The following is a 24,286-nucleotide window of genomic DNA, read 5'->3' on the forward strand; positions in this document are numbered from 1 at the left end:
CCGGCCAGCCCAGCCCGCGCAGCAGCCGGCCGCGCAGGCCCGACTGGTCGACGAACACCGGTTCGGGCGGCAGTTCCTCGAACTCGTCGGTCTCGTCGGTCTCGTCGAACTCCTCGAACGCGTCAGGCCCGTCGAACTCCTCGAAGTCGTCGTCGGGGGCGGCGGATCGTGCCGGATGCGCCGGTCCGGGACCGGAGGGAGTCATGGCAGGGCGCACCTTGCGGGGCCCCTTTCAGTGCAGGGTGACGGGATACGCGGGAGCGTAGGCCGAACGCTAGTCCACCGGTCCGAACCGAATCTGCACCGATGTCCGGATTTGGTGCGTTCTGGCGCGGTGTTGTAATCGGATCGAGATCACCGGGGAGGTGTACTCGTGCGTACAGGTGTGCGGGCCGTGGACCTTGGCTCATGTCCGTCAGGAGCCGGTCCCCGCCCGGCCGGGTGCCCTTGCGGGCCTCGTTAGGATGACCGCCTCATATGATCGGCCGTTCGACCCCCGTGCTGCGCAGCCGCCGGACGTTCTGCCGCCGGACCGCCGCCACGCCCAAGGAGCCCGTGTGAGCCAGCCCCGCCGCGTCCCCCGTTCCCGCGCGTGGAGGGTGCTCGCGCTGCCGGCCCTGGTGTGCGTGCTCGCCGCCTGCTCCAGCACCCCCGCGCCCGGCGGCGGCGGGACGGCCGCCGGCCCCGGGGCGTCCGCTTCCGGCGCCGCGCCGTCCCCGACGCCGACCGGCCCGCCCGGCACCCTGTTCGACACCTTCCACTACACCGGGGCCGACGACCCGGCGCTGGCCGCGCACGGCTGGGAGGTCCGGGACGGCGCGGGCGGCCCCGGCATCAAGGACACCTGGTCCACCGCCGGCGCCGCCTTCCCCGAGGACGCCGACGCCCAAGGCGGCCGGGTGCTGCGGCTGCGCTCGACCACCGACGGCACCAAGCAGGGCACCGGGCAGGTCGAGGTCTACAGCACCGGGAACAACCTCTTCAACGGCACCTTCGCCGCCCGGGTCTACCTCGCCGACAAGCCCGGCACCGGCCGCACCGGCGACCACGTCGTGCAGACCTTCTTCCCGATCTCCGCCGAGGACTCCTCGGCGAACTACAGCGAACTCGACTACGAGTACCTGCCCAACGGCGGCTGGGGCGCGGTCGGCCCGAAGCTGGACACCACCAGCTGGTTCAAGGCCGACCCGCCGGACCGGGTCACCCACGCGCTCAAGAAGAGCCTCGGCGGCTGGCACCTGATGATGATCACCGCCCTGGACGGCAAGGTCACCTACTCGCTGGACGGCAAGGAGCTGTTCACCAGCTCCGGCAAGTACGTCCCGCGCGAGAAGATGGACATCCACTTCAGCAACTGGTTCATCGACCTGCTGCCCTCCGTCGCCGGACCGCGCAGCTGGGACATGAAGGTCAACTGGTTCTACTACAAGGCCGACCAGGCGCTCTCCCAGGCCGACGTGCAGCAGGCCGTCGACGGCTTCTACGCCGCGGGCACCGACTACGTCAACACCGTCCCGAAGTCCTGACCCGCGGCCGGACCGCGGGGGCGCGGGCCGACCCGCGCCCCCGGCGGCGTCAGTGCCCGGCGGCCGGGATGACCGAGGTCAGCCAGGTGAACACGCCCGGGACCATCGGCTTCCAGACGTCGCTGCTGTGCGCGCCGGCGGTCTCCTGCACGGTGACCGTGGTCGGGGCCTTGGCCGCGGCCTTCAGCGCCTCGCCCGCCTCCAGGCCGTCCCCCTTGTTGCCGCTGACGTACAGCGCGGTCTTCGGCGGGGTCTTGGCGGACTTCAGGATGTTCAGCGGATTGGAGACCTCGCGCAGGTGCGGGTCCTTGGCGGTCAGCGACTTGTCCTCGGTGCCCGGGTCGTTGTACCCGGACAGGCTGACCCCGGCCCGGTAGCGGTCCGGGTGCTCCAGGGCGAGCTTGGCGGCGCAGTGCGCGCCCGCCGAGTAGCCCGCCACCGCCCAGCGGTCGGCGGCCGGGTCGGCGCGGAAGTTGTCCAGCACCATCTGCGGCACGTCCCGGGCCAGCCAGGTGTCCGCGTTGACCTTGCCCGGGACGTCGGCGCAGCCGGTGTCGGTGTTGTCGCCCAGCAGGTTGGTGCGCGGCGAGACCAGGATGAACGGGGCGACCTGCCCGCTCAGCATCATCGGCTTCAACTGCTCGGACACCCGCAGGGTGCCGAACCAGGTCTTCGAGGAGCCCGGCCAGCCCGGCAGCAGCTCCACCACCGGGAAGGTCCGGTCCTTGTACGCCGGGTCGTCGTACTGCGGCGGCAGCCAGACCAGCACCTCGCCGTCCACCCCGGAGACCTGCCCCTTGAGGTCGGTGGTCCGCACGTCGTCCGGCACCTTCGCGTCGCCGACCGGCTTGAACTGCTGGAGCACCTTGGGGCGCTGGGCGTCGTTGCCCGGCCCGCCGTCGGTCTGCGCCTGCACGTTCGGCACCGCGCGGACGTGGTTGCCGGTGCCCAGCAGGTCGTCCCAGCTGCCGTAGATCAGGTTGGCGTTGTTCACCATGACGAACACCATCAGGACGGCTGTGAGCTGACAGAACAGCAGCATCACGATCCTGGACAGCGCCTGGAAGGGCTTCGGGCCGCGCACCCGGCCCCACAGCAGCAGGGCCACCGCGATCGAGACCGGCACCAGGACGATCGTGAGGAGGAGGAACGGGGTGCCTGTCAGCTGCATCGGGGTCTCTCGAATCGGGTCGTCCGGCCGTCCGGGGCACGGTCCCCCGGTACACGCATCACACTTGTCAGACTGCGTCATACGCGCGGTCAGTTGCCGTCGACACTCGCGAAAACCTGAGAGGAACATCACGTTTTCGTGAGAATCCGCTGTGTGATCCGGCCCCAGTCTGCCAGTTCGCCCACAGCCTTCCGCCATCGGACCGCAACCTTTACCCGATCAAGGAGCATTCGTTCCGTGACCCGTACCCACGGCCCCGCCCGCCCCGTCCTGCCCAGCCTGCTGGGCCTCGGCCCGCGCGCCGAGCGCCGCCGCCGCACCCTGCCCGCCGGGGTGCTCAGGCTCCCCACCATCGGGGTGGACATCGGCGGCACCAAAGTGGTCGCGGGCGTCGTCGACGGCGAGGGGAACGTCGTGGACCGGCTGCGCACCGAGACCCCCGACAAGAGCAAGAGCCCCAAGGTGGTCGAGGACGTCATCGTCGACCTGGTCCTCCAGCTCGCCGACAAGCACGACGTGCACGCGGTGGGCGTCGGCGCGGCCGGCTGGGTGGACGCCGAGCGCTCCACCGTGCTGTTCGCCCCGCACCTGAACTGGCGCGGCGAACCGCTCCAGCAGGCGCTCAGCTCCCGGCTGCGCTTCCCGGTGGTGGTGGAGAACGACGCCAACGCCGCCGCCTGGGCCGAGTGGCGCTTCGGCGCCGGGCGCGACGAGGACCACATGGTGATGATCACCCTCGGCACCGGGATCGGCGGCGCGGTCGTCCGCGACGGCCGGGTCGACCGGGGCAAGTACGGCCTGGCCGGCGAGTTCGGCCACATGCAGGTGGTGCCCGGCGGCCACCGCTGCCCGTGCGGCAACCGCGGCTGCTGGGAGCAGTACTCCTCCGGCAACGCGCTGGTCCGCGAGGCCCGCGGGCTCGTGGTCGAGGAGTCCCCGGTGGTCCAGCCGCTGCTGGCCCGGGCCGGTGGCACCCCGCTGGGCATCACCGGCCCGCTGGTCACCGAGGCCGCCCGGGACGGCGACCCGGTCGCCGTCGAACTGCTCTACGAGGTCGGCCGCTGGCTCGGCGTCGGCATCGCCAACCTGGCCGCCGCGCTCGACCCCGGGCGCTTCGTCGTCGGCGGCGGCGTCAGCGAGGCCGGCGACCTGCTGCTCGGCCCCGCCCGGGACGCCTTCCGCCGCACCCTCACCGGCCGTGGCTTCCGCCCCGAGGCGGGCATCGTGCACGCCGCCCTCGGCAACGAGGCGGGCCTGGTCGGCGCCGCCGACCTGGCCCGCCAGGTGGCCCGCCGCTTCCGCACCGTCAAGCGCCGCCGGGTGGACGGCTGAGGACGGGGCGGGAGCGGCGGGGGGTGGTGCTCAGCCCGCGTAGGTGCGGACGTAGTCGAAGCGCGCCGTCGCCCCCGACCTGTTCATCGACACCAGGCCGATCTTCAGCGGGCCCTTCACCGGCAGCGTCCACACCCCGGCGTACGTCCAGGTCACGCCGTCGCGGCTGGTGACGGCCCGCACCTCGTGCTCGCCGTGCGCCGCGTCCAGGTGGTGCACCAGGCGCAGCCACATCGTGTCGGCCGTCGGGCCGCCGAACATCGGGGCGTTGGCCACCGCGGTCGGCGGGGTGGTGGTCGGCCGCTCGCCCTCCTTGCCGAACTCGCTGACCTGGAGCACCGCCCCGCCGCCGTTGTTCAGCGCCAGCACCGAGTGCACCAGCTTGAACCACCGGTCGTCGTTCTCGTACAGCACCAGGCCGGCCTGCTGCGAGGTCTGGCCCGGCGCGAAGGCCAGCTTCGTCTCCACCGTGAAGTCCCCGTCCGGGGCCGGGCGCTGGAGCACCGAGGCGCTGTTGTCGCCCAGGTACAGCTCCGCGTTCTGGGTCGGCCAGGAGAGCGAGCCGCCGCCCGCCGTCACCCCGGCGGCGGGACCGCGCACCCAGCTCCACGGCGAGCCGGCGGTGGTGCCCGGCACCGCCGCCGCGTCGAACTCGTCGCTGTAGCCGGGCAGCAGCGCGCCCGGCGCCGGGTCCGCCACCCGGGCGGTCACCGGGGTGTACAGCGCGGTGGCGCTCACGTTGTCGCCCGCCGTGCCCGGGCCCCGGGCGGCCAGCGCGACCGCGCCGGAGCGGGCCGCCCCGGCGGGGACGGTGCGCTGCTGCACGGCCACCGGGTCGTGCAGCCGGTCGTGGCTGACCTCCACCGTCAGCGCGGTGCCGCGCAGTTCGGCGGTGACGGCGTGCCAGGTGTTCCAGGTGAACCCGGCGGGCAGCGCGGTCAGCTGCTCCCCGGCGGAGACCCCGCCGACCACCGCCTCGGTGACCAGGGCGTTCCGGCTCCGGTCCAGCCAGGCGGTGATCCGGTCGCCCGGCCCGGCGTAGGCCAGCGCCAGCCCGGCCCGGCCGCCCGCCGCGGTGACCCGCAGGTCGGCCTCGGCGCGGACGTTCGCCGGGGCGGTGCCCGCGCCGACCGCGAACGCGGGCGCGTCCCCGCTGTCGGCGTGCGCCGCGTACCCGCCGGAGTCGGTCTCCACCGGCGCCGACCAGCCGCCGGTGCCGGCGCCCTCGGTGCGCCAGCCGGTCAGCGTCCCGCCGTCGAACGCGCCGCCGGCCGCCGGGGCGGTGACGGGTGCGGCCTGCGCGGTGTCGGACGGGCCCGCCCCGGCGCGCAGCACCGGCCAGCCGTCGATCCAGTCCAGCCGGTCGATCAGCAGCGGGCGGCGGGTCAGGTTCAGGGTGCCCCCGGCGGCGGGCGCCAGGTCGGGCGCCTCGGCCGGGATGCCGTGGTAGACCAGCCAGTCCTGCCCGGACAGGTCGGTCTGCACCGCGTTGTGGCCCGGCCCGATCCAGCGGTTCCCGTTCGCCCCGGCCACGATCCCGGCCTTGCTGGTGAGCGCCGTCAGGTCGGTGCCCAGCTCGTCGCGGAACGGCCCGGTCGGGCTGGTGGCCCGGCCGACCTTGACCTGGTAGCCGCTGAACGCCCCCGAGCAGCAGCCGCCGTCCGAGTAGAACAGGTAGTAGTAAGCGTCCCGGTGCACCACGAAGCCGCCCTCGACCCGCCGCCCCTTGGCGACCTGGGTCACCGCGCCCTGGGTGCGGGTGCGGTCCGGGGTCAGCTGGGCGACGCAGATGGTGTCGTAGCTGCCCCAGTACAGGTACGCCTGGCCGCCGGTGTCGGTGAACTGGGCCTGGTCGATGTTGCCGCTCGGGCAGCCGCTGGGGGAGGGCAGCACCGAACCCCGGTCGGTCCACGGGCCGGTGGGGGTGGGCGCGGTGGCCAGCGCGACGGTGCCCGCGCCCGGCACCGAGTAGTACAGGCTGTAGTGGCCGTCGAAGTAGCGGATGTCCGGCGCCCACAGCCGGGAGCCGTTCTCCCAGGCGGGCTGGGTGGCGGGCGTGAACACCTGGCCCGCGTACGTCCAGTGCACCAGGTCCGCCGAGCGCAGGATCGGCAGGATGCGCTCGCCGTCCTCGCCCTGGCTCTGGAAGACCGGGTTCTGGGTGCCGTAGGCGTACCAGAGGCCGTCCTTGCCGCGGATCGTCGACGGGTCGGGGAAGGTGTCCACCACCCCGGCGGAGACCGGGTTGGTGTAGGTCGCCGCCTGCGCGTCGGCGGCCTGCGCGCCGTCCGCGGTCGCGGCCGGCGGAACGGCCAGCAGCCCCCAGGCGAGCGCGCAGGCGGCCAGCAGGCGCGGGAGCAGTCTTCGGTGGCGCGGGGTGCGGAGGGTCATGCCGTCTCCCTGCTCGGGGTGGTGCCGGCGGTCGGCGCGGCGGGTGCCGTGCCGTCGGGTTCGAAGGCGCTGAGGGTGGAGTCCTCCAGGTGGGTGCCGATGTCGTACATCGGCGCCATCCAGTGGTGGAAGTTGTCGCCGCGCTCGCGCAGCAGGTCGTACAGCCGCCGGGTCAGCCGGGCCCGGACGTCCGCGTACGCCGCCTCGCCGTGCCGGTTGACCAGCTCGTGCGGGTCCTCGACCAGGTCGTACAGCTCGTTGACGGACTCCGGGTTGACCACCAGCTTGTACCGGTCGTCGCGGATCATCCGCTGCGGGTACGGGAAGTGGTGGCCGTGGAACTCGGCGACCAACTCCTGCGGCCAGTCCGGCCGTTCGCCGCGCACCAGGGGCAGCAGGCTGCGGCTGTCGACCGCCGGGGCCGGGTCGGCGCCGGCCAGTTCGAGGATCGTCGCGGTGCAGTCGGTGAGCGAGACCAGCTCCTCGCGCACCTGCGGCGGCGCGCCCGGCACCCGGACGATGCCGGGGATGCGGTAGATGTCCTCGTACATCGCCGGGCCCTTGTCGTGCAGCCGGTGCGCGCCGGTGAACTCGCCGTGGTCGGCGGTGAAGAACACCGAGGTGGCGTCGGTCAGGCCGAGTTCGTCGAGCCGGGTGAGGATGCGGCCGATCTGTTCGTCGATCAGGGTGACGTACCCCCAGTAGACGGCGATCAGCTTGCGGCTCACCTCGGCGGGCATCGTGTCGAACGCCCAGTGGTCGCAGTAGTTGCGCTGGACGGGCGGCTTGCCCTCGAAGGTCTCGGCCACCGAGGGCGGCAGCTCGACCAGCGCCGGGTCGTAGCGGTCGTAGTAGGCGTCGGGCAGCAGGTAGGGCAGGTGCGGCCCGAAGAAGTGCGCGGCCAGGAAGAACGGCCGCCCGTCCGCCGCGTACCGCTCCAACTGCTCGATCGTCCGGGTGGCCAGGTAGTGCTCGAAGGTGGCCTCCACCGGCTGCTGGAGCCGGGCCGCCAGCAGGTTGCCCGGGTTGCCGTTGGGCGAGGTGCCGCGCACCGGATCGGTGATCCGGTACGGCGGCAGGCCGCGTTCGGCCAGGTAGGCCAGGTAGTCGGGGTGGTCGACGGGGTTGTGCCAGCCCGGCAGGTCGGGCCCCTCGAAGCCGTACGAGGCGGCGTTGCGCTCGGTGCCGCCGTGCCACTTGCCGACCAGGCCCAGCCGGTAGCCCTGCTCCCGGAGCGCCTGCGGGAAGGTGAAGACGTCCGGCCGCAGGTCCTCCAGGTAGCCGACGTTGCGCTCCTGGTTGGCCAGCAGCCGGTGCCGGAACGGGTTCTGACCGGTCAGCAGGCTGGCCCGGGCCGGGGTGCAGATCGCCGTCGGGGTGTAGAACCGGTCGAAGCGGGTGCCGGACGCGGCCAGCCGGTCCAGGTGCGGGGTCGCCACGTGCGGGTTGCCGTACGCGCCGAGGGTGTCCACCCGGTGCTGGTCGGTCATCAGGAACAGCAGGTTCACTTCCCGTACGCCTTCGCGTAGGCGTCGCCCGCGTAGTACTCGGACGGGGCCGGGGAGTTCTTCAACTGGCCGGTGGAGACGAAGAAGTCGCCCAGGCCCTTCAGCCAGCCGTCCACCGTGCCGTCCTTGGTCTTGGCCACCAGGTCCGCGGTGGTCAGGGTCTGCACGTTGGCGGCGTCCGCCTTGACCTTGGCCGGGTCGAGCTTGAGCAGCGCGGCGGCCGCGGTGACCGACTCGTCCGGGTGCGCGGCCCGCCAGTCGTTGGCCGCCTGGAGCACCTTGACCACCTTCTCGGACAGCCCCGCGTCGGTCTTCGGCCCGGAGACGAACGCGGTCGGGAAGGCCCGGCCGGTGAAGTCCCGCGTCCCGGCGATCTCCACCAGGTCCGGCTTCTTCGCCTTGATGCTGTCGATCAGCGGGTACCAGATCCCGGCCGCGTCGATCTGCCCGCCCACGAACGCGGACACCACCGTCGCCGGGTCCATCGGCACCTTCTGCACGTCGCTGGGCGACAGCCCGGCCTGCTGGAGCGCCAGGTTGAGCACCATCTCGCCGGAGGTGCCGGCCGGCACGCCGACCTTCTTGCCCTTCAGGTCCTTGACCGAGGTGATGCCCGGCTGGGCGATCACGTGGTCGGCGTAGGTCAGGGTGTCGATCGCGACCACCTTGGCCTTGCCGGAGGCGGGCAGCCAGAGCGCGCCGGGGCCGATGTAGCCGAAGTCCAGGTCGCCCGCGCCGAGCGCCTGCACCTGGAGCGGGCCGTTGGTGAACACCTTCAGCTCCGGGTCGAGGCCCTGCTGCTTCCACAGGCCCTGCTGGTCGGCGATGGCCAGCAGGCTGGCGCCGTTGTAGTCGCTGATGTAGCCGAACCGGACCTTCACCGTCTTGCCGGCGGAGGCGGACGAGCCCGACGGGGCGGAGGAGGTGGACGAGCAGGCGGTGGCGGAGAGCGACAGGACGGTCACGGCGGAGACGGCGAAGAGGGCGCGACGGAGTATGCGCATGGCGATGCGGTCCTTGGGGAGAAGTGACGGAACGTCAGGAAGAAGGGGGGGCCTGGTGGTAGACGGCGTGCCAGACCTCGTTGCGGAGGCGGGCGAACTCGGGGAGAGCCGGATCTCCTCGGTGCGCGGGTAGGGCAGATCGACCTCCACCACCCGGTGGATACGGCCCGGGCGGGAGGCCATCACGACCACCCGGCGGGCCAGGTAGACCGCCTCGTCCACGTCGTGGGTGACGAACAGCACGGTGCGCCGCTCCCGGCTCCAGGTGTCCAGCAGCTGGTCCTGGAGCTGGATGCGGGTCAGGGCGTCCAGCGCCCCGAACGGCTCGTCCATCAGCAGCACCCGCGGGTCCACCGCGTACGCCCGGGCGATCGCGCAGCGCTGCCGCATCCCGCCGGAGAGCGTCTTGGGCAGCGCGTCGGCGAAGTCGCCCAGACCCACCAGCTCGATCGCGTGCTCGGCCCGGCGGCGGCGCTCGGCGGCCGGCACCTTGGCCAGCCGCAGCCCGAACTCGACGTTGCGGCGCACCGTCAGCCACGGGAACAGCGCGTACTGCTGGAAGATCACGCCCCGGTCGGGGCCCGGCCCGGTGACCGGCTCCCCGTCCACCAGCACCTCCCCGCCGGTCGGGGCGACCAGCCCGGCGGCCATCCCCAGCAGGGTGCTCTTGCCGCAGCCGGACGGGCCGACCACGGTGACGAACTCGTTGTCGGCGACATCGAGCGAGACGCCGTCCAGGGCGGTGAACCGGCCGCCCTTCACCGGGTAGCTGCGCGAGACGGCGCGGAAGGAGATCTTGCTGGTCGTCCCGTCGGCCGGGACGGGCTGCGGCTGGCCAAGGTGCCGGCCGCCGAGCGGGGAGGAGGGCTTACTGCTGGTCATCGGCGTTCCTGCCATCGGGTGAGGCGGCGCTCGGCGAGCTGGAGCAGCCGGTCCATGACCAGGCCCAGCACGCCGATGGTGATCAGCCCCACGAAGATCGTCGGGAGGTCGTAGTAGAGCTCGGCCTGCTGCATCCGGAAGCCCAGGCCCTCCTGGGCGGCGATCAGCTCGGCGGCGACCAGGGTGCCCCAGGCCGAGCCCAGGCCGATCCGCATGCCGACCAGGATGAACGGCGCCGCCGCGGGCACCACCACCCGCAGGAAGATCGCCCGGTCGTTCGCCCCCAGCACCCGGGCGGCGTTCACCAGCGTCGCGTCCACGTCCAGCACGCCCTGGAAGGCCGCCACCACGCTGGACAGGAAGGCCGCCAGGAAGATCACCACGACCTTCGGCACCTCGCCGATGCCCAGCAGCACCACCGCCAGCGGGATCAGCGCCAGCGGCGGGATGGTCCGGAAGAACTGCACGTACGGTTCCAGCAGGGCCCGGGCCGTCGGGTACCAGCCCATCAGGAAGCCGACCGGCACGGCCGCCAGGGTGCCGAGGGCGAAGCCGAGCAGCACCCGGCGCAGGCTGGCCAGCGCGTCGTCCAGCAGGGTGCCGTCGGCGATCAACTCGCCCGCCCGGTCGGCGACCTCGCCGGGGCCGGGCAGGCCCTGGACGCCCGCCGCGGCCAGCAGCGACCAGGCGGTCAGGCCGACGGCGACCGCCAGCAGGTTCAGGGCGAGGGTGCGGGCCGCCCGGCGGACGCCCGAACGGGACGCCGCCGCGGCGGGCCCGGTGACGGGCCCGGCGGGGGACTCGGTGGGGGGAGCGGTCACGGCCATGGCGTGACCGGTCTGCGACTGCCGTGCACGGGGACGTCCTCGGGGATGCGGGTACGGGTACGGGTACGGGTACGGGGGTGGAGGCGGAGCGTGAACGGAGGCGGTGCGGGGGTCACGGGGCCTCCTCGGGGTCCGGCCGCCGGTAGTGCGAGAGCAGCGGGGTGGTCTGGAGCACCAGGGCGATGCCGCCCAGCGCGCCGCCGTACTCGCCGAGCGCGGCCCGGCGCAGGTCCAGCCGGCTGCGGGCCAGCGGCAGCACGTGCGCGGCCAGCGCCTCCTGCACCGGGTCGAGCAGCAGCGGCCCGGCCCCGGCCAGTTCGCCGCCGACCACGACCACGCCCGGCCCGACCGCGTTGCACACGGCGGCCAGCACCGTGCCGACGTGGCCGCCGACCGTGCGCAGCACGCCGAGCGCGGCCGGCTCGCCTCCGGTGGCCGCGGCCAGGAACTCCGCGAGGTCCGCGGACCGGCCGCCCGCCTCCCGGTGCGCGTCCAGCACCGCGCCGACGGAGGCCACCGTCTCCAGGCAGCCCCGGCCGCCGCAGTCGCAGGGCGGGCCCGCCGGGTCGACCGTGATGTGGCCGAGCTCGCCGGACAGCCCGTACGCCCCGGCGTGCAGGGCGCCCCGGATCACCAGGCCGCCGCCGACGCCGTGCGACAGGCGCAGGTACAGCACGTCGCGCGAGCCGGTCGCCGAGCCCCACACCGACTCGGCGAGCGCCGCCAGCCGGGTGTTGTTGTCCACCAGCACCGGCACGCCGAACGCCGCGCCGAGCAGCTCGCGCACCGCCCCCGCGCCGTCCGGCCGGTCGCCCGGTGCGGCCGACCGTGTGGCTGATCCTGCGTCGGACGGCGGGTCGGACGGCTGGTCCGACGCCGGGTCGGACGGCTGGTCCGACGGCGGGTCAGCCGGTGCGTCGACCGCTCCGACCGGCCCGACCACGCCCACCCCGATGCCGGTGACCGAGCCCAGGCCGAGCGCGCCGTCCGCGAGGCCGTCCACCAACTGCCGGGCGAGGGCGATCCGCTCCGGCCACGGCAGGCCCGCCGGGTGCGCCCGGCTGGCCGAACCGACCACCTCGTGCGCCACGTTGACCGCCGCGACGTGCACCGCGCGCCGGGCGAAGTCGATCCCGACGGCCTGCCCGGCCGCCGGGTTCAGGCTCAGCGTCTCCACCGGCCGCCCGCGCCGCCCGGTGCCCGCCGCGGGTGCCGACGCCACCACCGCGCCGGCCGTGACCAGGCCGCCGACGATGTCGTACAGCGTGGTCCGGGACAGCCCGGTGTGGCTGCCGAGCCCGGCCCGGCTGAGCGGGCCGTGCCGCCGCAGCAGGTCCAGGACCAGCTTCTCGTGGCCCCGGCGCAGGCGGGCCAGCGGTCCGTCGTGGGGGTGCGGGGAGTGCATGGCCCCCAGCATGGAGAGCGGCCCTGATTTACGTCAATGAGCCGGATTAAATGTCATGCCGCCGCAACGCGCGGCAACACTGCGGCCCGCCGCGGCACCCGGACGGGTGGTCGGCGGGCCCCGCCCCGCCCGCCCCGCCGGGCCGGTGGCCCGGCCCGGAAAGGCCCGAACGGGCCTGTTGTTACGGCGACTTGGCGCCCTGTCACGTATTCGACTTGTTTTCGGCCCAGCCCGGGGCGGCGCCTTGTCGCGTGCGCGACGGGTGTGGGAGAACGGGGGACCGACGCCGACCCAGGGAGGCCGCATGCGCGCCCGCGCCCGTCTCGTCCCCGCCCTCGCGCTCCTCACCGCCACCGGCCTGCTGGGCGCCGCCGCCCCCGCGCAGGCCGAGCAGACCGGGCAGGCCCCGCCGGGCAAGCAGCCGGTCGCGGTCGGCTGGGGCGGGGCGGTGGCCAGCGTGGACGCCGACGCCACCGCCGCCGGGCTGGAGGTGCTGCGGCGCGGCGGCAACGCGGTGGACGCCGCCGTCGCGACCGCCGCCGCGCTCGGCGTCACCGAGCCCTACTCGGCCGGGATCGGCGGCGGCGGGTACTTCGTCCACTACGACGCCCGCACCGGCAAGGTGGAGACGATCGACGGCCGGGAGACCGCCTCCCGGCACGCCGACAGCTCGCTGTTCCTGGAGAACGGCACCCCGCTGCCCTTCGACGACGCCGTCACCAGCGGCCTGTCCATCGGCGTGCCCGGCACCGCCGCGACCTGGGAGCAGGCGCTGCGCCGCTGGGGCAGCCGGAGCCTGGGCCAGGTGCTGGAGCCCGCCGAGCGGATCGCCGACCGCGGCTTCACCGTCGACCAGACCTTCCAGGACCAGACCGCCGCCAACCGGGCCAGGTTCCAGGACTTCCCGGCCAGCCGCGCGCTGTTCCTGCCGCACGGGCAGCTCCCGGCGGTCGGCTCCACCCTGCGCAACCCCGACCTGGCCGCCACCTACCGGGAACTGGGCCGCCGGGGCACCGACGCGCTCTACCGGGGCCCGATCGGCGCCGACATCGTCCGCACCCTCCAGCACCCGCCGGTCGACCCCGCCTCCGGCCGCAACGCCCGCCCCGGCCGGGTCGACGCCGCCGACCTGGCCGCCTACCGGGTCCGCGCCCAGGACCCGACCCACGTGACCTACCGGGGCCTGGACGTGTACGGCATCGCGCCGTCCTCCTCCGGCGGGACGACCGTCGGCGAGGCGCTCAACATCCTGTCCGGCAGCAGCCCGGCCGACCTCGCCGACCCGGTCCGGTACGACCACCGCTACCTGGAGGCCAGCCGGATCGCCTTCGCCGACCGCAACCGCTGGGTCGGCGACCCGAGCGCCGTGCAGGTGCCGACCCGGCAGCTGCTCTCCCCGTCCTACGCCGCCGCCCGGGCCTGCCTGATCCGCCCGGACCGCGCGCTGACCAGCCCGCTCGCCCCCGGCGACCCGTACCACCCGGCGGCCTGCGGCAGCAGCGGGCAGCCGGCCGCCGAACCGTACGAGGGGCAGAGCACCACCCACCTGACGGTCGCCGACCGCTGGGGGAACGTGGTCTCGTACACGCTGACCATCGAGCAGACCGGCGGCAGCGGCATCACCGTGCCCGGCCGCGGCTTCCTGCTCAACAACGAGCTGACCGACTTCAACTTCGCGCCGCTCACCCCGGGCGTCCCCGACCCCAACTTGCCCGGCCCGGGCAAGCGGCCGCGCTCCTCGATCTCGCCGACCATCGTGCTCAAGGGCGGCGAGCCGTACCTGGCGCTCGGCTCGCCCGGCGGCGCGACCATCATCACCACCGTGCTCCAGGTCCTCACCGGCCGGGTCGACCGCGGGCTGACGCTGGAACAGGCCATCGCCGCGCCCCGGGCCAGCCAGCGCAACACCGCCGCCACCCAGGCCGAACCGGCCTTCCTGGCCTCGCCCGAGGCGGCGCGGCTCCAGGCGCTGGGCCACGTGTTCAGCTCCACCCCGGAGATCGGCGCGGCCACCGGCGTCGAACGGCTCCCGGACGGCCGCTGGCTGGCCGCCGCCGAACCGGTCCGGCGCGGCGGCGGCGCGGCGGGGGTGGTGCGGCCCGCGCGCTGAGCCGCCGTCAGCCTCCGCCGGCTGCCGGACGCCGTCGGCGGCGGACGGTATGTTCGGACGGGGTGCCCGGCCCGCGCGCCGGGGGCCCCGTCCGTCCGCACCGCCGAGGGAAGGCCGCCGTGACCGTCCGCATCGCCACCTGGAACATCAACTCCGTCACCGCCCGGCTGCCCAAGCTGCTGGAGTGGCTGGAGTCCGCCGCGCCGGACGTGCTCTGCCTGCAGGAGCTCAAGTGCGCCACCGACGCGTTCCCCGCCGAGGCGGTCGCCGAGCTGGGCTACGCCTCCGCCGCGCACGGCGACGGCCGGTGGAACGGCGTGGCCCTGCTGTCGCGGATCGGCCTGGAGGACGTGGTCCGCGACCTGCCCGGCCAGCCCGGCTACCTTGCCGAGGACGCGCCGCTCCCGGTGGTCGAGCCGCGCGCCGTCGCCGCGACCTGCGGCCCGGTCCGGGTCTGGTCGGTGTACGTGCCCAACGGCCGCGAGGTCGACCACGCGCACTACCGCTACAAGCTGGAGTGGCTGGCCGCGCTGCGCGACGCCGTCCGCGAGGACGCCGCGGGCGGGCGCCCGTTCGCCGTGCTCGGCGACTTCAACGTCGCCCCCACCGACGAGGACGTCTTCGACGTCGCCGTCTTCGAGGGCCTCACCCACGTCACCGCCCCCGAGCGCGCCGCCCTCACCGCCCTCCAGGAGACCGGCCTGCGGGACGTCGTCCCGCGCCCGCTCAAGTACGACCGCCCGTACACCTTCTGGGACTACCGGGCGCTGGCCTTCCCGAAGAACCGCGGCATGCGGATCGACCTGACGTACGCCAACAAGCCCTTCGCGGACGCCGTCACCGACACCTACGTCGACCGCGAGGCCCGCAAGGGCAAGGGCACCTCGGACCACGCGCCGGTGGTGGTCGACCTCGACCTCTGAGCCCGGGTCAGGAGAGCAGCCCGCCGAGGACGGCCGGGAGCAGGTTGCGCAGCACCGGATTGGCGTTCGCGCGGTCCAGGTTCGCCCAGGTGTACACCGCCAGCGCGAGCACCCGCAGCGGGTCGGCCTCCTCCTGCTCCCACCCCCGGAGGGAACTGCGGGCCACCGCCCGCCCGTCCTCCAGCAGTTCGGCGCGGGCCAGCCCCCGGCGGACGAAGCACAGGGTCCGCCCGCCGCTGTGAAACTCCACCCGGCGGCGGGAGCGCCGGAGGCCGCCGCGCACGGTGATCCGCAGCTCGGCGCCCTCGAAACCCCCGGCCGCGCCCCGGCGCAGCTTGGCGCCCCGCGCCGCGTGCAGCTCGAACGCGGGCAGTTCGGCCAGCGGGCGGTCGGCCAGGCTCAGCGACCACTCCTCCGGGCCGTTGATCGCCGGCAGGCCGAAGGCGTCCTTCTTCAGCCGCCGCCGGTGCAGCCGCAGTTCGCCGAGCGGTGTGTCCGCCCTCGTCCCGGAGAATTCCAGCGGTCCGATCCGCATCGCGCCCCCTCGTCGGTGGAACCCAGGGCGGAGGCCGGTGGACGATCCGTCCGCCGGCCTCCCCGGGTGCGTGAAAGCGGATTGTATGTGCGGCGTCCGCTCCGGCCACGAGCGGTGCCACCCACCCCGCCCGGGTTCCTCGCGCGCGAGCCCGGCCACGGCCGCGGCCTCGCGCATGCACGCACCGCAGCCCGCCTCGACGCCCTCCCTCCGGCGGGAACCCGCCCCGCGGGCCCGTGGTGGACGGGGACGGACTCGAACGGCTGCACGGGTTCGCCGGGGCGGGTGGCACTGCCTAGCGTGGGCGGCAACTAGGAGTAGCGGGACGAACACGTGCCCGCTGCCCCCACTCCGACCCCCTGGAGGTACGGCATGCGCCCGACGCGCACCGCCGCCGCCGCACTGCTCGGCACCACCGTCCTGCTCGGCCTGGCCGGCACCGCTCCCGCGTCCGCGAAGGGCGGCGAACCCGCCTGGGTCAGCCCGGCGCAGGCCCAGCCCGGGCAGTCGGTCTCGGTCAGTGTCACGTGCGCGAGCAGCACGGAGAAGACCGTCACCGCGACCTCGCTGGCCTTCGCCGGCGGTTCCACCACGCTCAGCGTCGGCCCCGACGGCAAGTACTCGGGCAGCGCCACCGTCATCTCCGAACAGGAGATGGCCGCGGCCGCCGCCAAGCGCACCACCACCGACTCGTCCTGGGGCATCGACGGCAAGTGCCCCAACGGCGACGGCTTCGCCGGCGCGGTGGCCATCGCGGCCGCCGCCGCCAGCAGCGGCTCGGCCGCCGGGGCCGGGGTCTGGGAGGGCGCCCGGCTCCCGCACGGCGGGGTGGAGACCGGCCTGGGCGGCTCGGTCGGCGTGGACGGCACCCGGCTGGCCGTCGGCGCGGGCCTGGTGGCCTCCGGCATCGGCGGGTTCTGGCTGCTGCGCCGCCGCGGCGCGGCCTCCGGCCGGGCCTCCTGAGCGGCCGTCCGGTACGAGCCCACCGTACCCGGCAGGCCGCGCGTCCCCCGCGGCCGACGGCACGGGGAAGGGCGGCACCCGCTGCGGGTGCCGCCCTTCCGCGCGTTCAGTCCGTCCGGGTGGTGCGCTCCAGCGTCCCGAGGGTCAGCAGGTACTGGCCGACCAGGTAGGTCAGCATGATCAGGAAGCCGTGCGCGGGCAGGTGCCGCCAGCCCGCCAGGTCGGTGGCGATCAGGGTGTCGGAGAACAGGAACAGCGCCCCGCCCAGCCCCGCCCGCACGTTGACCTGCGAGGCGGTCACCGCGGTGGCGGCCAGCAGCAGGCTGTAGCACGCCACCGGGACGCGCATCCCGGCGTCCAGGCCGGGCCAGAGCAGCACGATCAGCGCAGCCCAGACCACCGCGTAGCAGCCCGCCACGATCAGCGCCCGGCGGCGGTCGGCCAGCGCGCCGAGCTTCACGAACATCGTCACGTAGCAGACGTGGCCGGCCGCGAACGAGCCCATCCCGGCCAGGAACGCCACCGTCCCGCCGATCTCCAGCAGGATGTCGCCGCCCGCACCGAACAGCAGCGCCGGCACCAGCAGCCGCGGCGTGCCGGGCTTCGCGGCGGCCCACACCCAGCCCGCCAGCAGCGGCATCAGCAGCGGCTTGGTGGCGTACTGCAGGGGCGGCAGGTGGACGGCGATCGCCAGCAGGTGCGCCACCGAGACGGCGGCGAAGGCGAACAGCAGGGCCCGCGCGGTGCGCGGGTCACGGGCGGGGGTCATGCGGTGGCACTCTCCGGTCCGGCGGCGGTGGCGGGGGGTTCGGTGCGCGGCCCGGGCTGCCAGCCCGGGCCCTTGGCCAGGTGGCGCAGCCGGTCGCCCCAGGTGGTCGCGGCGCGGACGTCCCGGGCGATCGAGGCGTACTCGTGGGTGGCGACCCGCAGCGGGTTGAAGGTGCCGATGTTCTTGGTCAGACCGAACACCGGGCGCTCGGCCTCCGCCGCGAAGGAGCCGAACAGCCGGTCGAAGACGATCAGGATGCCGCCGAAGTTGCGGTCCAGGTAACCGCCCTGCGAGGCGTGGTGCACCCGGTGGTGCGAGGGGGTGTTGAAGACGTACTCGACCGGGCGGGGCAGCTTCCCGATCCGCTCGGTGTGGATCCAGAACTGGTACACCAGGTTCGCCGAGGAGCAGAACGCCAGCGCCGCCGGGTGCACGCCCGCCAGCACCATCGGGACGAAGAACACCCAGCTGGTGGCCGAGGTCCAGGGCTGGCGCAGCGCGGTGGACAGGTTGTAGTGCCGGCTGGAGTGGTGCACCACGTGGCAGGCCCACAGCACCCGGATCACGTGGTGGCCCCGGTGCGACCAGTAGTAGAAGAAGTCCTGGGCGAGCAGCATCAGCGGCACCGTCCACCACAGCACCGGCACCCGCAGCGGCGTCCACTCGTAGAGGAACGAGTAGATCGCCACGATCGGGATCTTCCACCCCGCGTCGAACAGCAGCGAGCCCAGACCCATGGTCAGACTCGTCGCGGTGTCCTTCACGGCGTAGCCCCGCTCGTCCTCGTCCGGATGGAACCGGTACGAGACGATCTCCAGGACCGTGAGCAGCACGAAGGCCGGTATCGACCAGAGCACGACATCGGGCAGGTGTGGCATGCCCGGAACCCTAGGCGACGGCGGCGGCCGGCGGAAGAGGTTGTTACCGGCGCGTAGCGAGCGGTGCGGCGTCTAGGCTTGGCACCGACATGGAGCGGCACGAAGCAGCCGCCGGCCTCGCCACGGCGACCGGCGGGACGGGGACGCGGCGCACGGGCGGGGCAGGGCGGCTCGCCACCCAGGCGCGCCCCGGGGCGGTCGTGGCCGTCCCGGTGCAGGCCGGGTCGGACGGTCGGCGGGCCGGCCGGTCGGCCGTCGAACCCGCCGCCGCGGCTGAGGAGTTGGCCGCCCGGTTCGCCGCCGCCGGGCCCGCCGAGGCCGACCTGCTGGCCACCGCCGTGTTCGGCGCGTACGGGGCCCGGCACCTGGGCGGCGCACCCCAGCAGGCCGAACCCGCACCCGGCACCAGCTGGTGGCACGGCCCCACCGTCCACCACAGCACCTCGCCGCTGTTCCGGCCGCCCGGCTACCGCCGGATACGCCGCGAGGCGCCCGCCCAGGCCGGCACCCGCCCCACCGGCGGCGGCCGGCACCGCAAACCCGAACGCCCCGCCGCCGGCGCCCTCGCCGCCACCGCCGAACTGCGCACCGCCGCCCGGCTGCTGATGGCCCACCCGCTGGTCACCGCCGACGGGCCGCACGGCGCCGCGCTCCCGCTGATCCGGCGTCACGCCGAGGCGCTCGCCGAACACTTCCACGCCCTGCTCGGCTACCGGCTCACCCTCGGTCCCGCCCACGCCCGCCTGCACAAGGCCCCGCTGCCCGGCCGCACCCTGGCCGGACTCGACCCCGCCGGGTACGCCGCCCTCGCCCGCGCCCTGGCCGGCGGCCCCGCCGCCTCCGCCCTCGCCCCGGTCCGGGCCCTGCTCGACGCGTGGTGCCCGCCCGCCGAACTCGCCGCCGACCTGCTCACCGCGCCCCCGCTGCCCGCCGCCGGACCCGAGGTGACCGTCCGCCGCCTGCTCGCCGAGACCCCCGTCGTCCGCTACGACGGACTCGCCCCCGCCGAACGCGCCCACCTGCTCGCCGCGGCCCCCGCCGAGACGGAACGATTCGCCGACTTCCTGGGCCTCACCGCCGAGATCCGCGCCGAGGGCGTCGCCCTGCTCGACCCCGCCGACGAACTCACCGACCTCGCCCTCCCGGGCCCCGGCACCCTCGCCCAGGCCGCCCTGCTGCTCGCCGAACGCCTGGTCGAGGAGCTCCGCCCGGCCGCCACCGAGAACGCCCCGCCCGCCGTCCTCGTCCCCGACGCCCTGATCGACGGCACCCTCGGCGACATCACCGACGACTACGGCATGAGCGCCGGCTGGGACGCGGGCTACCTCGCCGACCTCGCCGCCTTCCGCCGCGACGCACTCGACCTGCTCCACCGGATGGGCCTCGCCGCCCCGGCCGGCCGCACCTGGCTGCTGCTCGCCCCCGCCGCCCGCTACGCGCCCCGCGCCGAACCCGAGCCCCCCGCCGGCACCGGCCGCCACTCCCGCCCGGCGACCACCCCGGCCACCGCCCCGGCGGCCGGGCGGGGGCGGGACCGGCAGGCGGCGTGAGGAAGCCCCGGCCGGTCGGCGGGGTCGGTGCCGGGCCGGTGGGTGATCGGTGGGTGACCGGTGGGCGGTCGGTGGGCGATCAGTAGGTGAGCGGGCGGACGTGCTCGGCGACGGCGCGGGGCTCCTCCCGCATCATGTCGTACCGGACGCGCTGGCCCTGGTGCAGGAAGCGGTGCGCGTCGGTGTCGGCGATCACCGAGTCGTAGTAGACCGTGACGTCGGGGCCGCCCGCGTCCGGGGTGATGTAGCCGTAGCCGTGCTCGATGCCGAACCACCGTACGGTGCCGGTCTCCATGGTGGACTCCCTTCCGGCCGGGTCAGTCCCAGTATCGGTTCCGGGCGCCGGGTCCACCACTCGTCCGGCTCAACGGCCGGCCGGGGCCGCCTGCGCGGTCGGGGCCTGCTGCCGGACGGTCTCCACGGTGGCGCCGACGCCGAGCGAGCCCAGCGCCACCGAGGCCGCGACGGCGGCGCAGGCGAGCAGGCGGCGGTGGCGGCGGGGCAGCGGGAAGCGCGGGTCCTGGGCCGGGGGGACGGTGCGGGCGTTCATGGTGGAGAGCCTGGCAGCCGGGTGTTACGCGGTCGCGAAACGCGGGTGAAGTCTGGAAGGGGTCTCGGCGTCGGAACCCCCGCTCCCGCATCCGCGCAGGTCGAACGCCTGACCGTGGACGTGCGCGGTGCGGCGGGCGGCACGCGGGCGGTGGGGGTGGCGGGGGTGGCGGTACGCGCGGCGGGGGTGGCGGTGGCGGGCGCGGGCGGATGACGGCCGCCCGGCCCGCCGTTCGGCGTGGGTCCGACGCGGACCAGGGTGCCACCGTCGCCGGGCGGCGGTGACCAGGGCGAACTCTTGCCGGAGGTCCGGGAGTCGGCCGCCCGGCCGGGCGCCGCACGGGGTGCCGGGCCGGCCGGGGGCCGCGGGCCCGGCGGCGGGTTCACTCCTGCGGGTGAGACCGGTCGGGGCACTCCGTCCCGACGCTGGTGCCGACCGCGTCGCGCAGGCCGTGCGCGGGACGCGGGTGGGGCGCACCCGCCGCCGGGTCGGTGCGCAGCTCGCGCACCAGGGCCACGCACAGCCCCAGCATGACCAGCACGAACGGCAGCGCGACCAGGACGGTGGCGTTCTGCAGCGCGGTCAGCCCGCCCGCCAGCAGCAGGGCGGCGGCCACGCCCGCCATCAGCACGCCCCAGGCCACCACCAGCCAGGTGCGCGGGTGCAGGGCGCCGCCGGCGGAGAGCGAGCCGAGCACCAGGGCGGCCGAGTCGGCGGAGGTGATGAAGTACAGCATCACCAGCAGCACCGCGACCACGCTGGTGACCGCGCCCAGCGGCAGCGCCTCCAGCATCTCGAACAGCCCGGCGTCCGCGCCCCGCGGGATGGTGGCCACCAGGTCGGCCGCGCCGGTCGCCTGCAGCCGGATCGCCGAGCCGCCCATCACCACGAACCACACCGCGGTCGCCCCGCTGGGCACCAGCAGCACCCCGACCAGGAACTGGCGCACCGTCCGGCCCCGGGAGATCCGGGCGATGAAGGTGCCGACGAACGGGGCCCAGGACAGCCACCACGCCCAGTAGAAGACCGTCCAGGTGCCCAGCCAGTCCTCGTCCGTGAACGCCCCGGTCTGGGTGGCCAGCACCACCAGGTCGGAGAGGTAGCCGCCGACCGTCGAGGGCAGCGCGTCCAGCACGAAGACGGTCGGGCCGACCACGAACACGAACACCATCAGCAGGGCGGCCAGCACCACGCTGATGGTCGACAGCCACTTCACGCCGCGGTGCACGCCCGACATCGCGGACAGCACGAACGCGCTGCCCAGGGCCGCGATCACCACCAGCTCGACGCCCTCGGTGGCCCGGACGTCGGTGACGTAGCCCAGGCCGCCCGCCACCTGGATCGCGCCCAGGCCCAGGCTGGTCGCCGAGCCGAACACGGTGGCGAACACCGACAGCAGGTCGATCAACCGGCCCGGCCAGCCGTTCGCCCCGCGCTCGCCGATCAGCGGCACGAACGCCGCCGACATCCGGTTGCCCCGGCCCTTGCGGAAGGTCGTGTAGGCCAGCGCCAGGCCGCCCACCGCGTAGATCGCCCACGGGTGCAGCGTCCAGTGGAACAGCGAGAACTCCAGCGCCCGCTGCGCCGCCGCCGCGCTCTGCGGGGCCGGGCCGGAGCCCGGCTGCGGCTGCGCGTACAGCTGGAGCGGTTCGCCGACGCCGTAGAACAGCAGGCCGATGCCCATCCCGGCGGAGAACATCATCGCCACCCAGGCCAGCGTGGAGAACTCCGGCTCCTCACCGTCCCGGCCCAGCGGGACCCGGCCGAACCGGCTGACCGCCAGCACCACCGCGAGCAGCAGGAACACGTCCGCGGCGACCACGAACAGCCAGCCGAAGTTGTGCAGCACCCAGGCCAGCCCGGTGTCCGAGACCCGGCCCAGCGAGTCCTCCGCGAACACCCCCCAGGCCACCACCCCCAGCACGGCGGCCGCGCCGACCCCGAACACCACCCGGTCCAGCGGGAAGGCGCCGGCGTCCGGTGCGGCGGGCTGACGGTCCGTCGAGGGCTCCGAAGGCTTGGGCATACGGGGCACTATGTCCACAACCGGGCGCGGGAGGGGGCACGGCACGCCGGGACGCGGCGAGGGCGCTGCGGGTCGGCGCGGAGGCACAGCGGGCCGCCGCGGGGACGCAGCGGTCGGCGCGGGGGCGCTGCGGGTCGGCGGAACGCCGCGGGCGGCGCGGCCGACGGCGGGTCAGGCGGCCGGGGCCGGGGGCGGCTCGTACGGCGTCAGCACCATCCGGACCATCTCCTCCAGCCGGGTGCGGGCGTCGTCCAGCGTGGTCCGCCCGGTCACCCAGGACGTCAACTCGCCCTGCCAGGCGTGCCCCACCATGTGCCGCACCAGCTCCCCGGGAGCCGGCGGGACCTCCGGCAGCACCGCCCCCAGCGCCGCCCGGTCCGCCCGGGCCAGGCCCTGCAACGCCTCGCTGGCGAACGGGTCCGTGGAGGTGGCCACCGCCACCCGCAGCCGGGCCAGCTCCGGCTGCCGCTGGTACGCCCGCATCCCCCGCCGCACGAACCGCACCGCCCGCTCGGTCGGCGAGGCGCTGCGCCCCGCCCCCACCTCGCCGACCAGGTCGGCGAGCAGCAGCCGGTGCCAGTCCGCTATCGCGGCGGCGAGCAGGTGGTCCTTCGACGAGAAGTACCGGTAGGCGGTCCCGAGGGCCACGCCGGAGCGCTCCGACACCTGTTTCATCTGGAGGCGTTCCACGCCGATCTCGGTCACCAGGCCCAGGGCGGCGGACAGGAGAGATCCGCGGCGTTCCAGCTGACGGGGGGACATCGCCTCCACCGGACGAGGTGACAGGTCAACCTTGGTCACCCGAACCATGATACGTGGCGGCCCCGCACCGCGGTATGACGCGACGGGTCACCGGTGGGTGACGGGGACGCGCGGCCGATCGGGCGGCCGCGCGGTCGGTCTCTCGCGCGGTCTCTCGCGCGGCCTTTCGGGGAATCGGTCCGGCGGCAGGTCAGGGGGTGGGCGGGGCCTGCCGCGCCTGCCGCGCCTGCTTCGGCCGCAGTTCGCGCAGCAGGGTCTCCTGGACGGCGGAGGCCACCAGCACCCCGTCCCGGTCGTAGAACTCGCCCATCGCCAGGCCCCGGCCGTCCGACGCGGACGGGCTGCGCTGCGCGAACAGCAGCCACTCGTCGGCGCGGAACGGGCGGTGGAACCACATCGCGTGGTCCAGCGAGGCCAGCGCCACCCGGGGCTCGGCGACCCGGTGCACCCGGTGCGGCTGGAGGTGCAGCGCCGTGGTCGAGGCCAGCGTCAGGTCGGACAGGTACGTCAACGCGCAGACCTGGAGCAGCGGGTCGTCCCCCGGCAGCGCGCTGCCCGTCCGCAGCCAGACGAACTGCTGGGGGACGCCCGGCAGTTCCGGCGGCATGCCGGGCGCACCGGCCGGGACGAAACGCATCTCCAGGGCCCGGAAGACCGTCGCGCCCGCGAACTCCTCCGGCGCGTCCCGCTGCCAGGCCAGGTACGGGTCCGGCAGCTCCTCCGGGCCCGGCACCGGCGGCATGGTGCGCTGCCGGTCGCCGGACGCCTCCGGGCGCTTGAACGACGCCGACATGGTGAAGATCACCTCGCCGCGCTGGACCGCCGTCACCCGCCGGGTCGCGTACGAGCCGCCGTCCCGGGCCCGGTCCACCTGGTAGACGATCGGGCGGCGCGGATCGCCCGGCCGCAGGAAGTACCCGTGCAGGCTGTGCACCCGGCGGGCCGGCTCCACCGTGCGCCCGGCCGAGGTCAGCGCCTGCGCCGCGACCTGCCCGCCGAACGCGCGCAGCGGCGCGCCCGCGTGGCAGTGGCCCCGGAACAGGTTCTCCTCCAGCTCATCGATGCCGAGCAGCTCCGCGAAGGAGCGCAGTCCAGAGGCGGAAGCGGGCGTCGGGGCGGCGGGGGCGGTCACCCGGCCCATGCTAGAACACGTTGCAGTCGGCGGGAGCTGTGG

The 24,286-nt window shown here is 74.9% G+C and carries 20 protein-coding genes and 1 pseudogene; 6 read left to right on the forward strand and 15 right to left on the reverse strand.

The genetic code is table 11. The annotated features are described in order from the left end of the window. Nucleotides 1–557 precede the first annotated feature (557 nt). The gene (locus QMQ26_RS30060) at nt 558–1,526 is read left to right on the forward strand and encodes a glycoside hydrolase family 16 protein (protein ID WP_282203418.1); all 969 of its coding nucleotides are present in this window, start codon (nt 558–560) and stop codon (nt 1,524–1,526) included. 49 nt (nt 1,527–1,575) lie between these two features. On the opposite strand, the gene QMQ26_RS30065 is transcribed toward QMQ26_RS30060, so the two are convergent. Then, nucleotides 1,576–2,697 (reverse strand): alpha/beta hydrolase, encoded by a 1,122-nt coding sequence (locus tag QMQ26_RS30065; RefSeq protein WP_282203419.1) that lies wholly within the window; start codon nt 2,695–2,697, stop codon nt 1,576–1,578. Between the two features lie 237 nt (nt 2,698–2,934). Between QMQ26_RS30065 and QMQ26_RS30070 the strand changes: the two genes are divergently transcribed. Further along, nucleotides 2,935–4,029 (forward strand): ROK family glucokinase, encoded by a 1,095-nt coding sequence (locus QMQ26_RS30070; protein WP_404813987.1) that lies wholly within the window; start codon nt 2,935–2,937, stop codon nt 4,027–4,029. A gap of 30 nt (nt 4,030–4,059) precedes the next feature. Here the strand turns inward: QMQ26_RS30070 and QMQ26_RS30075 are convergent, their stop codons facing one another. From QMQ26_RS30075 to QMQ26_RS30100, 6 genes and pseudogenes are all read right to left on the reverse strand, one after another. Next, entirely contained in the window at nt 4,060–6,420 is a 2,361-nt protein-coding gene (locus tag QMQ26_RS30075; protein WP_282203420.1) for a family 43 glycosylhydrolase, read from the reverse strand. Next, nucleotides 6,417–7,928, reverse strand: coding sequence for a sulfatase-like hydrolase/transferase (locus tag QMQ26_RS30080; RefSeq protein ID WP_100839478.1), 1,512 nt, complete (start codon nt 7,926–7,928; stop codon nt 6,417–6,419). The genes QMQ26_RS30075 and QMQ26_RS30080 overlap by 4 nt, the downstream gene beginning before the upstream one ends. After that, a complete protein-coding gene (locus tag QMQ26_RS30085; protein ID WP_282203421.1) occupies nt 7,925–8,932 on the reverse strand; it encodes an aliphatic sulfonate ABC transporter substrate-binding protein in 1,008 nt (335 codons plus the stop codon). The genes QMQ26_RS30080 and QMQ26_RS30085 overlap by 4 nt, the downstream gene beginning before the upstream one ends. Nucleotides 8,933–8,966: 34 nt before the next feature. Further along, nucleotides 8,967–9,814 (reverse strand): annotated as a pseudogene (locus tag QMQ26_RS30090) (ABC transporter ATP-binding protein). Then, nucleotides 9,811–10,641: an ABC transporter permease gene (locus tag QMQ26_RS30095; protein WP_282203422.1), complete on the reverse strand. Its 831-nt coding sequence runs from the start codon at nt 10,639–10,641 to the stop codon at nt 9,811–9,813. The pseudogene QMQ26_RS30090 and the gene QMQ26_RS30095 overlap by 4 nt, the downstream one beginning before the upstream one ends. A 112-nt stretch (nt 10,642–10,753) precedes the next feature. Further along, entirely contained in the window at nt 10,754–12,058 is a 1,305-nt protein-coding gene (locus tag QMQ26_RS30100; RefSeq protein WP_282203423.1) for an ROK family protein, read from the reverse strand. Between the two features lie 292 nt (nt 12,059–12,350). Between QMQ26_RS30100 and ggt the strand changes: the two genes are divergently transcribed. Further along, on the forward strand, nt 12,351–14,156 hold the full coding sequence (gene ggt / locus QMQ26_RS30105; RefSeq protein ID WP_282203424.1) for a gamma-glutamyltransferase: 1,806 nt from the start codon (nt 12,351–12,353) through the stop codon (nt 14,154–14,156). Nucleotides 14,157–14,275: 119 nt separating this feature from the next. Continuing rightward, the gene (locus QMQ26_RS30110) at nt 14,276–15,079 is read left to right on the forward strand and encodes an exodeoxyribonuclease III (protein WP_100839472.1); all 804 of its coding nucleotides are present in this window, start codon (nt 14,276–14,278) and stop codon (nt 15,077–15,079) included. A gap of 7 nt (nt 15,080–15,086) precedes the next feature. Here the strand turns inward: QMQ26_RS30110 and QMQ26_RS30115 are convergent, their stop codons facing one another. Beyond that, entirely contained in the window at nt 15,087–15,614 is a 528-nt protein-coding gene (locus QMQ26_RS30115; protein WP_282203425.1) for a hypothetical protein, read from the reverse strand. Nucleotides 15,615–15,986: 372 nt separating this feature from the next. Between QMQ26_RS30115 and QMQ26_RS30120 the strand changes: the two genes are divergently transcribed. Further along, a complete protein-coding gene (locus QMQ26_RS30120) occupies nt 15,987–16,577 on the forward strand; it encodes a hypothetical protein (RefSeq protein ID WP_100839470.1) in 591 nt (196 codons plus the stop codon). A 106-nt stretch (nt 16,578–16,683) separates the two neighbouring features. Here QMQ26_RS30120 and QMQ26_RS30125 read toward each other — a convergent pair whose 3' ends face one another. Together QMQ26_RS30125 and QMQ26_RS30130 are read right to left on the reverse strand one after the other, a co-directional pair. Further along, nucleotides 16,684–17,346 carry a lysoplasmalogenase gene (locus QMQ26_RS30125; protein ID WP_100839469.1) on the reverse strand — a complete coding sequence of 221 codons (663 nt, stop codon included), beginning with the start codon at nt 17,344–17,346 and terminating at the stop codon, nt 16,684–16,686. Continuing rightward, nucleotides 17,343–18,224, reverse strand: coding sequence for a sterol desaturase family protein (locus QMQ26_RS30130; protein ID WP_100839468.1), 882 nt, complete (start codon nt 18,222–18,224; stop codon nt 17,343–17,345). The genes QMQ26_RS30125 and QMQ26_RS30130 overlap by 4 nt, the downstream gene beginning before the upstream one ends. Before the next feature lie 89 nt (nt 18,225–18,313). Between QMQ26_RS30130 and QMQ26_RS30135 the strand changes: the two genes are divergently transcribed. Continuing rightward, a complete protein-coding gene (locus QMQ26_RS30135; RefSeq protein ID WP_282203426.1) occupies nt 18,314–19,774 on the forward strand; it encodes a DUF2398 family protein in 1,461 nt (486 codons plus the stop codon). Between the two features lie 79 nt (nt 19,775–19,853). Here the strand turns inward: QMQ26_RS30135 and QMQ26_RS30140 are convergent, their stop codons facing one another. The 5 genes from QMQ26_RS30140 to QMQ26_RS30160 form a co-directional block, all read right to left on the reverse strand. Then, a complete protein-coding gene (locus QMQ26_RS30140; RefSeq protein WP_100839466.1) occupies nt 19,854–20,069 on the reverse strand; it encodes a cold-shock protein in 216 nt (71 codons plus the stop codon). 69 nt (nt 20,070–20,138) lie between these two features. After that, a complete protein-coding gene (locus QMQ26_RS30145) occupies nt 20,139–20,324 on the reverse strand; it encodes a hypothetical protein (RefSeq protein WP_100839465.1) in 186 nt (61 codons plus the stop codon). 382 nt (nt 20,325–20,706) lie between these two features. Next, nucleotides 20,707–22,350: a BCCT family transporter gene (locus QMQ26_RS30150; protein ID WP_282203427.1), complete on the reverse strand. Its 1,644-nt coding sequence runs from the start codon at nt 22,348–22,350 to the stop codon at nt 20,707–20,709. Between the two features lie 171 nt (nt 22,351–22,521). After that, the gene (locus QMQ26_RS30155) at nt 22,522–23,151 is read right to left on the reverse strand and encodes a TetR/AcrR family transcriptional regulator (protein WP_159073281.1); all 630 of its coding nucleotides are present in this window, start codon (nt 23,149–23,151) and stop codon (nt 22,522–22,524) included. A gap of 151 nt (nt 23,152–23,302) precedes the next feature. Continuing rightward, entirely contained in the window at nt 23,303–24,253 is a 951-nt protein-coding gene (locus QMQ26_RS30160) for an acyl-CoA thioesterase (RefSeq protein WP_282203428.1), read from the reverse strand. Between the last annotated feature and the right edge of the window lie 33 nt (nt 24,254–24,286).

The sequence above is a fragment of the Kitasatospora fiedleri genome (assembly GCF_948472415.1).
In the GTDB taxonomy this organism is placed as follows: Bacteria; Actinomycetota; Actinomycetes; order Streptomycetales; family Streptomycetaceae; genus Kitasatospora; species Kitasatospora fiedleri.

Bases quoted from the DNA above. Each gene is read 5' to 3' on its own strand.
- QMQ26_RS30065 (WP_282203419.1), bottom strand. From the start codon at position 2,697: ATGCAGCTGACAGGCACCCCGTTCCTCCTCCTCACGATCGTCCTGGTG.
- QMQ26_RS30100 (WP_282203423.1), bottom strand. From the start codon at position 12,058: ATGCTGGGGGCCATGCACTCCCCGCACCCCCACGACGGACCGCTGGCC.
- QMQ26_RS30150 (WP_282203427.1), bottom strand. From the start codon at position 22,350: ATGCCCAAGCCTTCGGAGCCCTCGACGGACCGTCAGCCCGCCGCACCG.
- QMQ26_RS30115 (WP_282203425.1), bottom strand. From the start codon at position 15,614: ATGCGGATCGGACCGCTGGAATTCTCCGGGACGAGGGCGGACACACCG.
- QMQ26_RS30125 (WP_100839469.1), bottom strand. From the start codon at position 17,346: ATGACCCCCGCCCGTGACCCGCGCACCGCGCGGGCCCTGCTGTTCGCC.
- QMQ26_RS30145 (WP_100839465.1), bottom strand. From the start codon at position 20,324: ATGAACGCCCGCACCGTCCCCCCGGCCCAGGACCCGCGCTTCCCGCTG.
- QMQ26_RS30095 (WP_282203422.1), bottom strand. From the start codon at position 10,641: ATGGCCGTGACCGCTCCCCCCACCGAGTCCCCCGCCGGGCCCGTCACC.
- QMQ26_RS30140 (WP_100839466.1), bottom strand. From the start codon at position 20,069: ATGGAGACCGGCACCGTACGGTGGTTCGGCATCGAGCACGGCTACGGC.
- QMQ26_RS30085 (WP_282203421.1), bottom strand. From the start codon at position 8,932: ATGCGCATACTCCGTCGCGCCCTCTTCGCCGTCTCCGCCGTGACCGTC.
- QMQ26_RS30135 (WP_282203426.1), top strand. From the start codon at position 18,314: ATGGAGCGGCACGAAGCAGCCGCCGGCCTCGCCACGGCGACCGGCGGG.
- ggt (WP_282203424.1), top strand. From the start codon at position 12,351: ATGCGCGCCCGCGCCCGTCTCGTCCCCGCCCTCGCGCTCCTCACCGCC.
- QMQ26_RS30120 (WP_100839470.1), top strand. From the start codon at position 15,987: ATGCGCCCGACGCGCACCGCCGCCGCCGCACTGCTCGGCACCACCGTC.
- QMQ26_RS30160 (WP_282203428.1), bottom strand. From the start codon at position 24,253: ATGGGCCGGGTGACCGCCCCCGCCGCCCCGACGCCCGCTTCCGCCTCT.
- QMQ26_RS30075 (WP_282203420.1), bottom strand. From the start codon at position 6,420: ATGACCCTCCGCACCCCGCGCCACCGAAGACTGCTCCCGCGCCTGCTG.
- QMQ26_RS30130 (WP_100839468.1), bottom strand. From the start codon at position 18,224: ATGCCACACCTGCCCGATGTCGTGCTCTGGTCGATACCGGCCTTCGTG.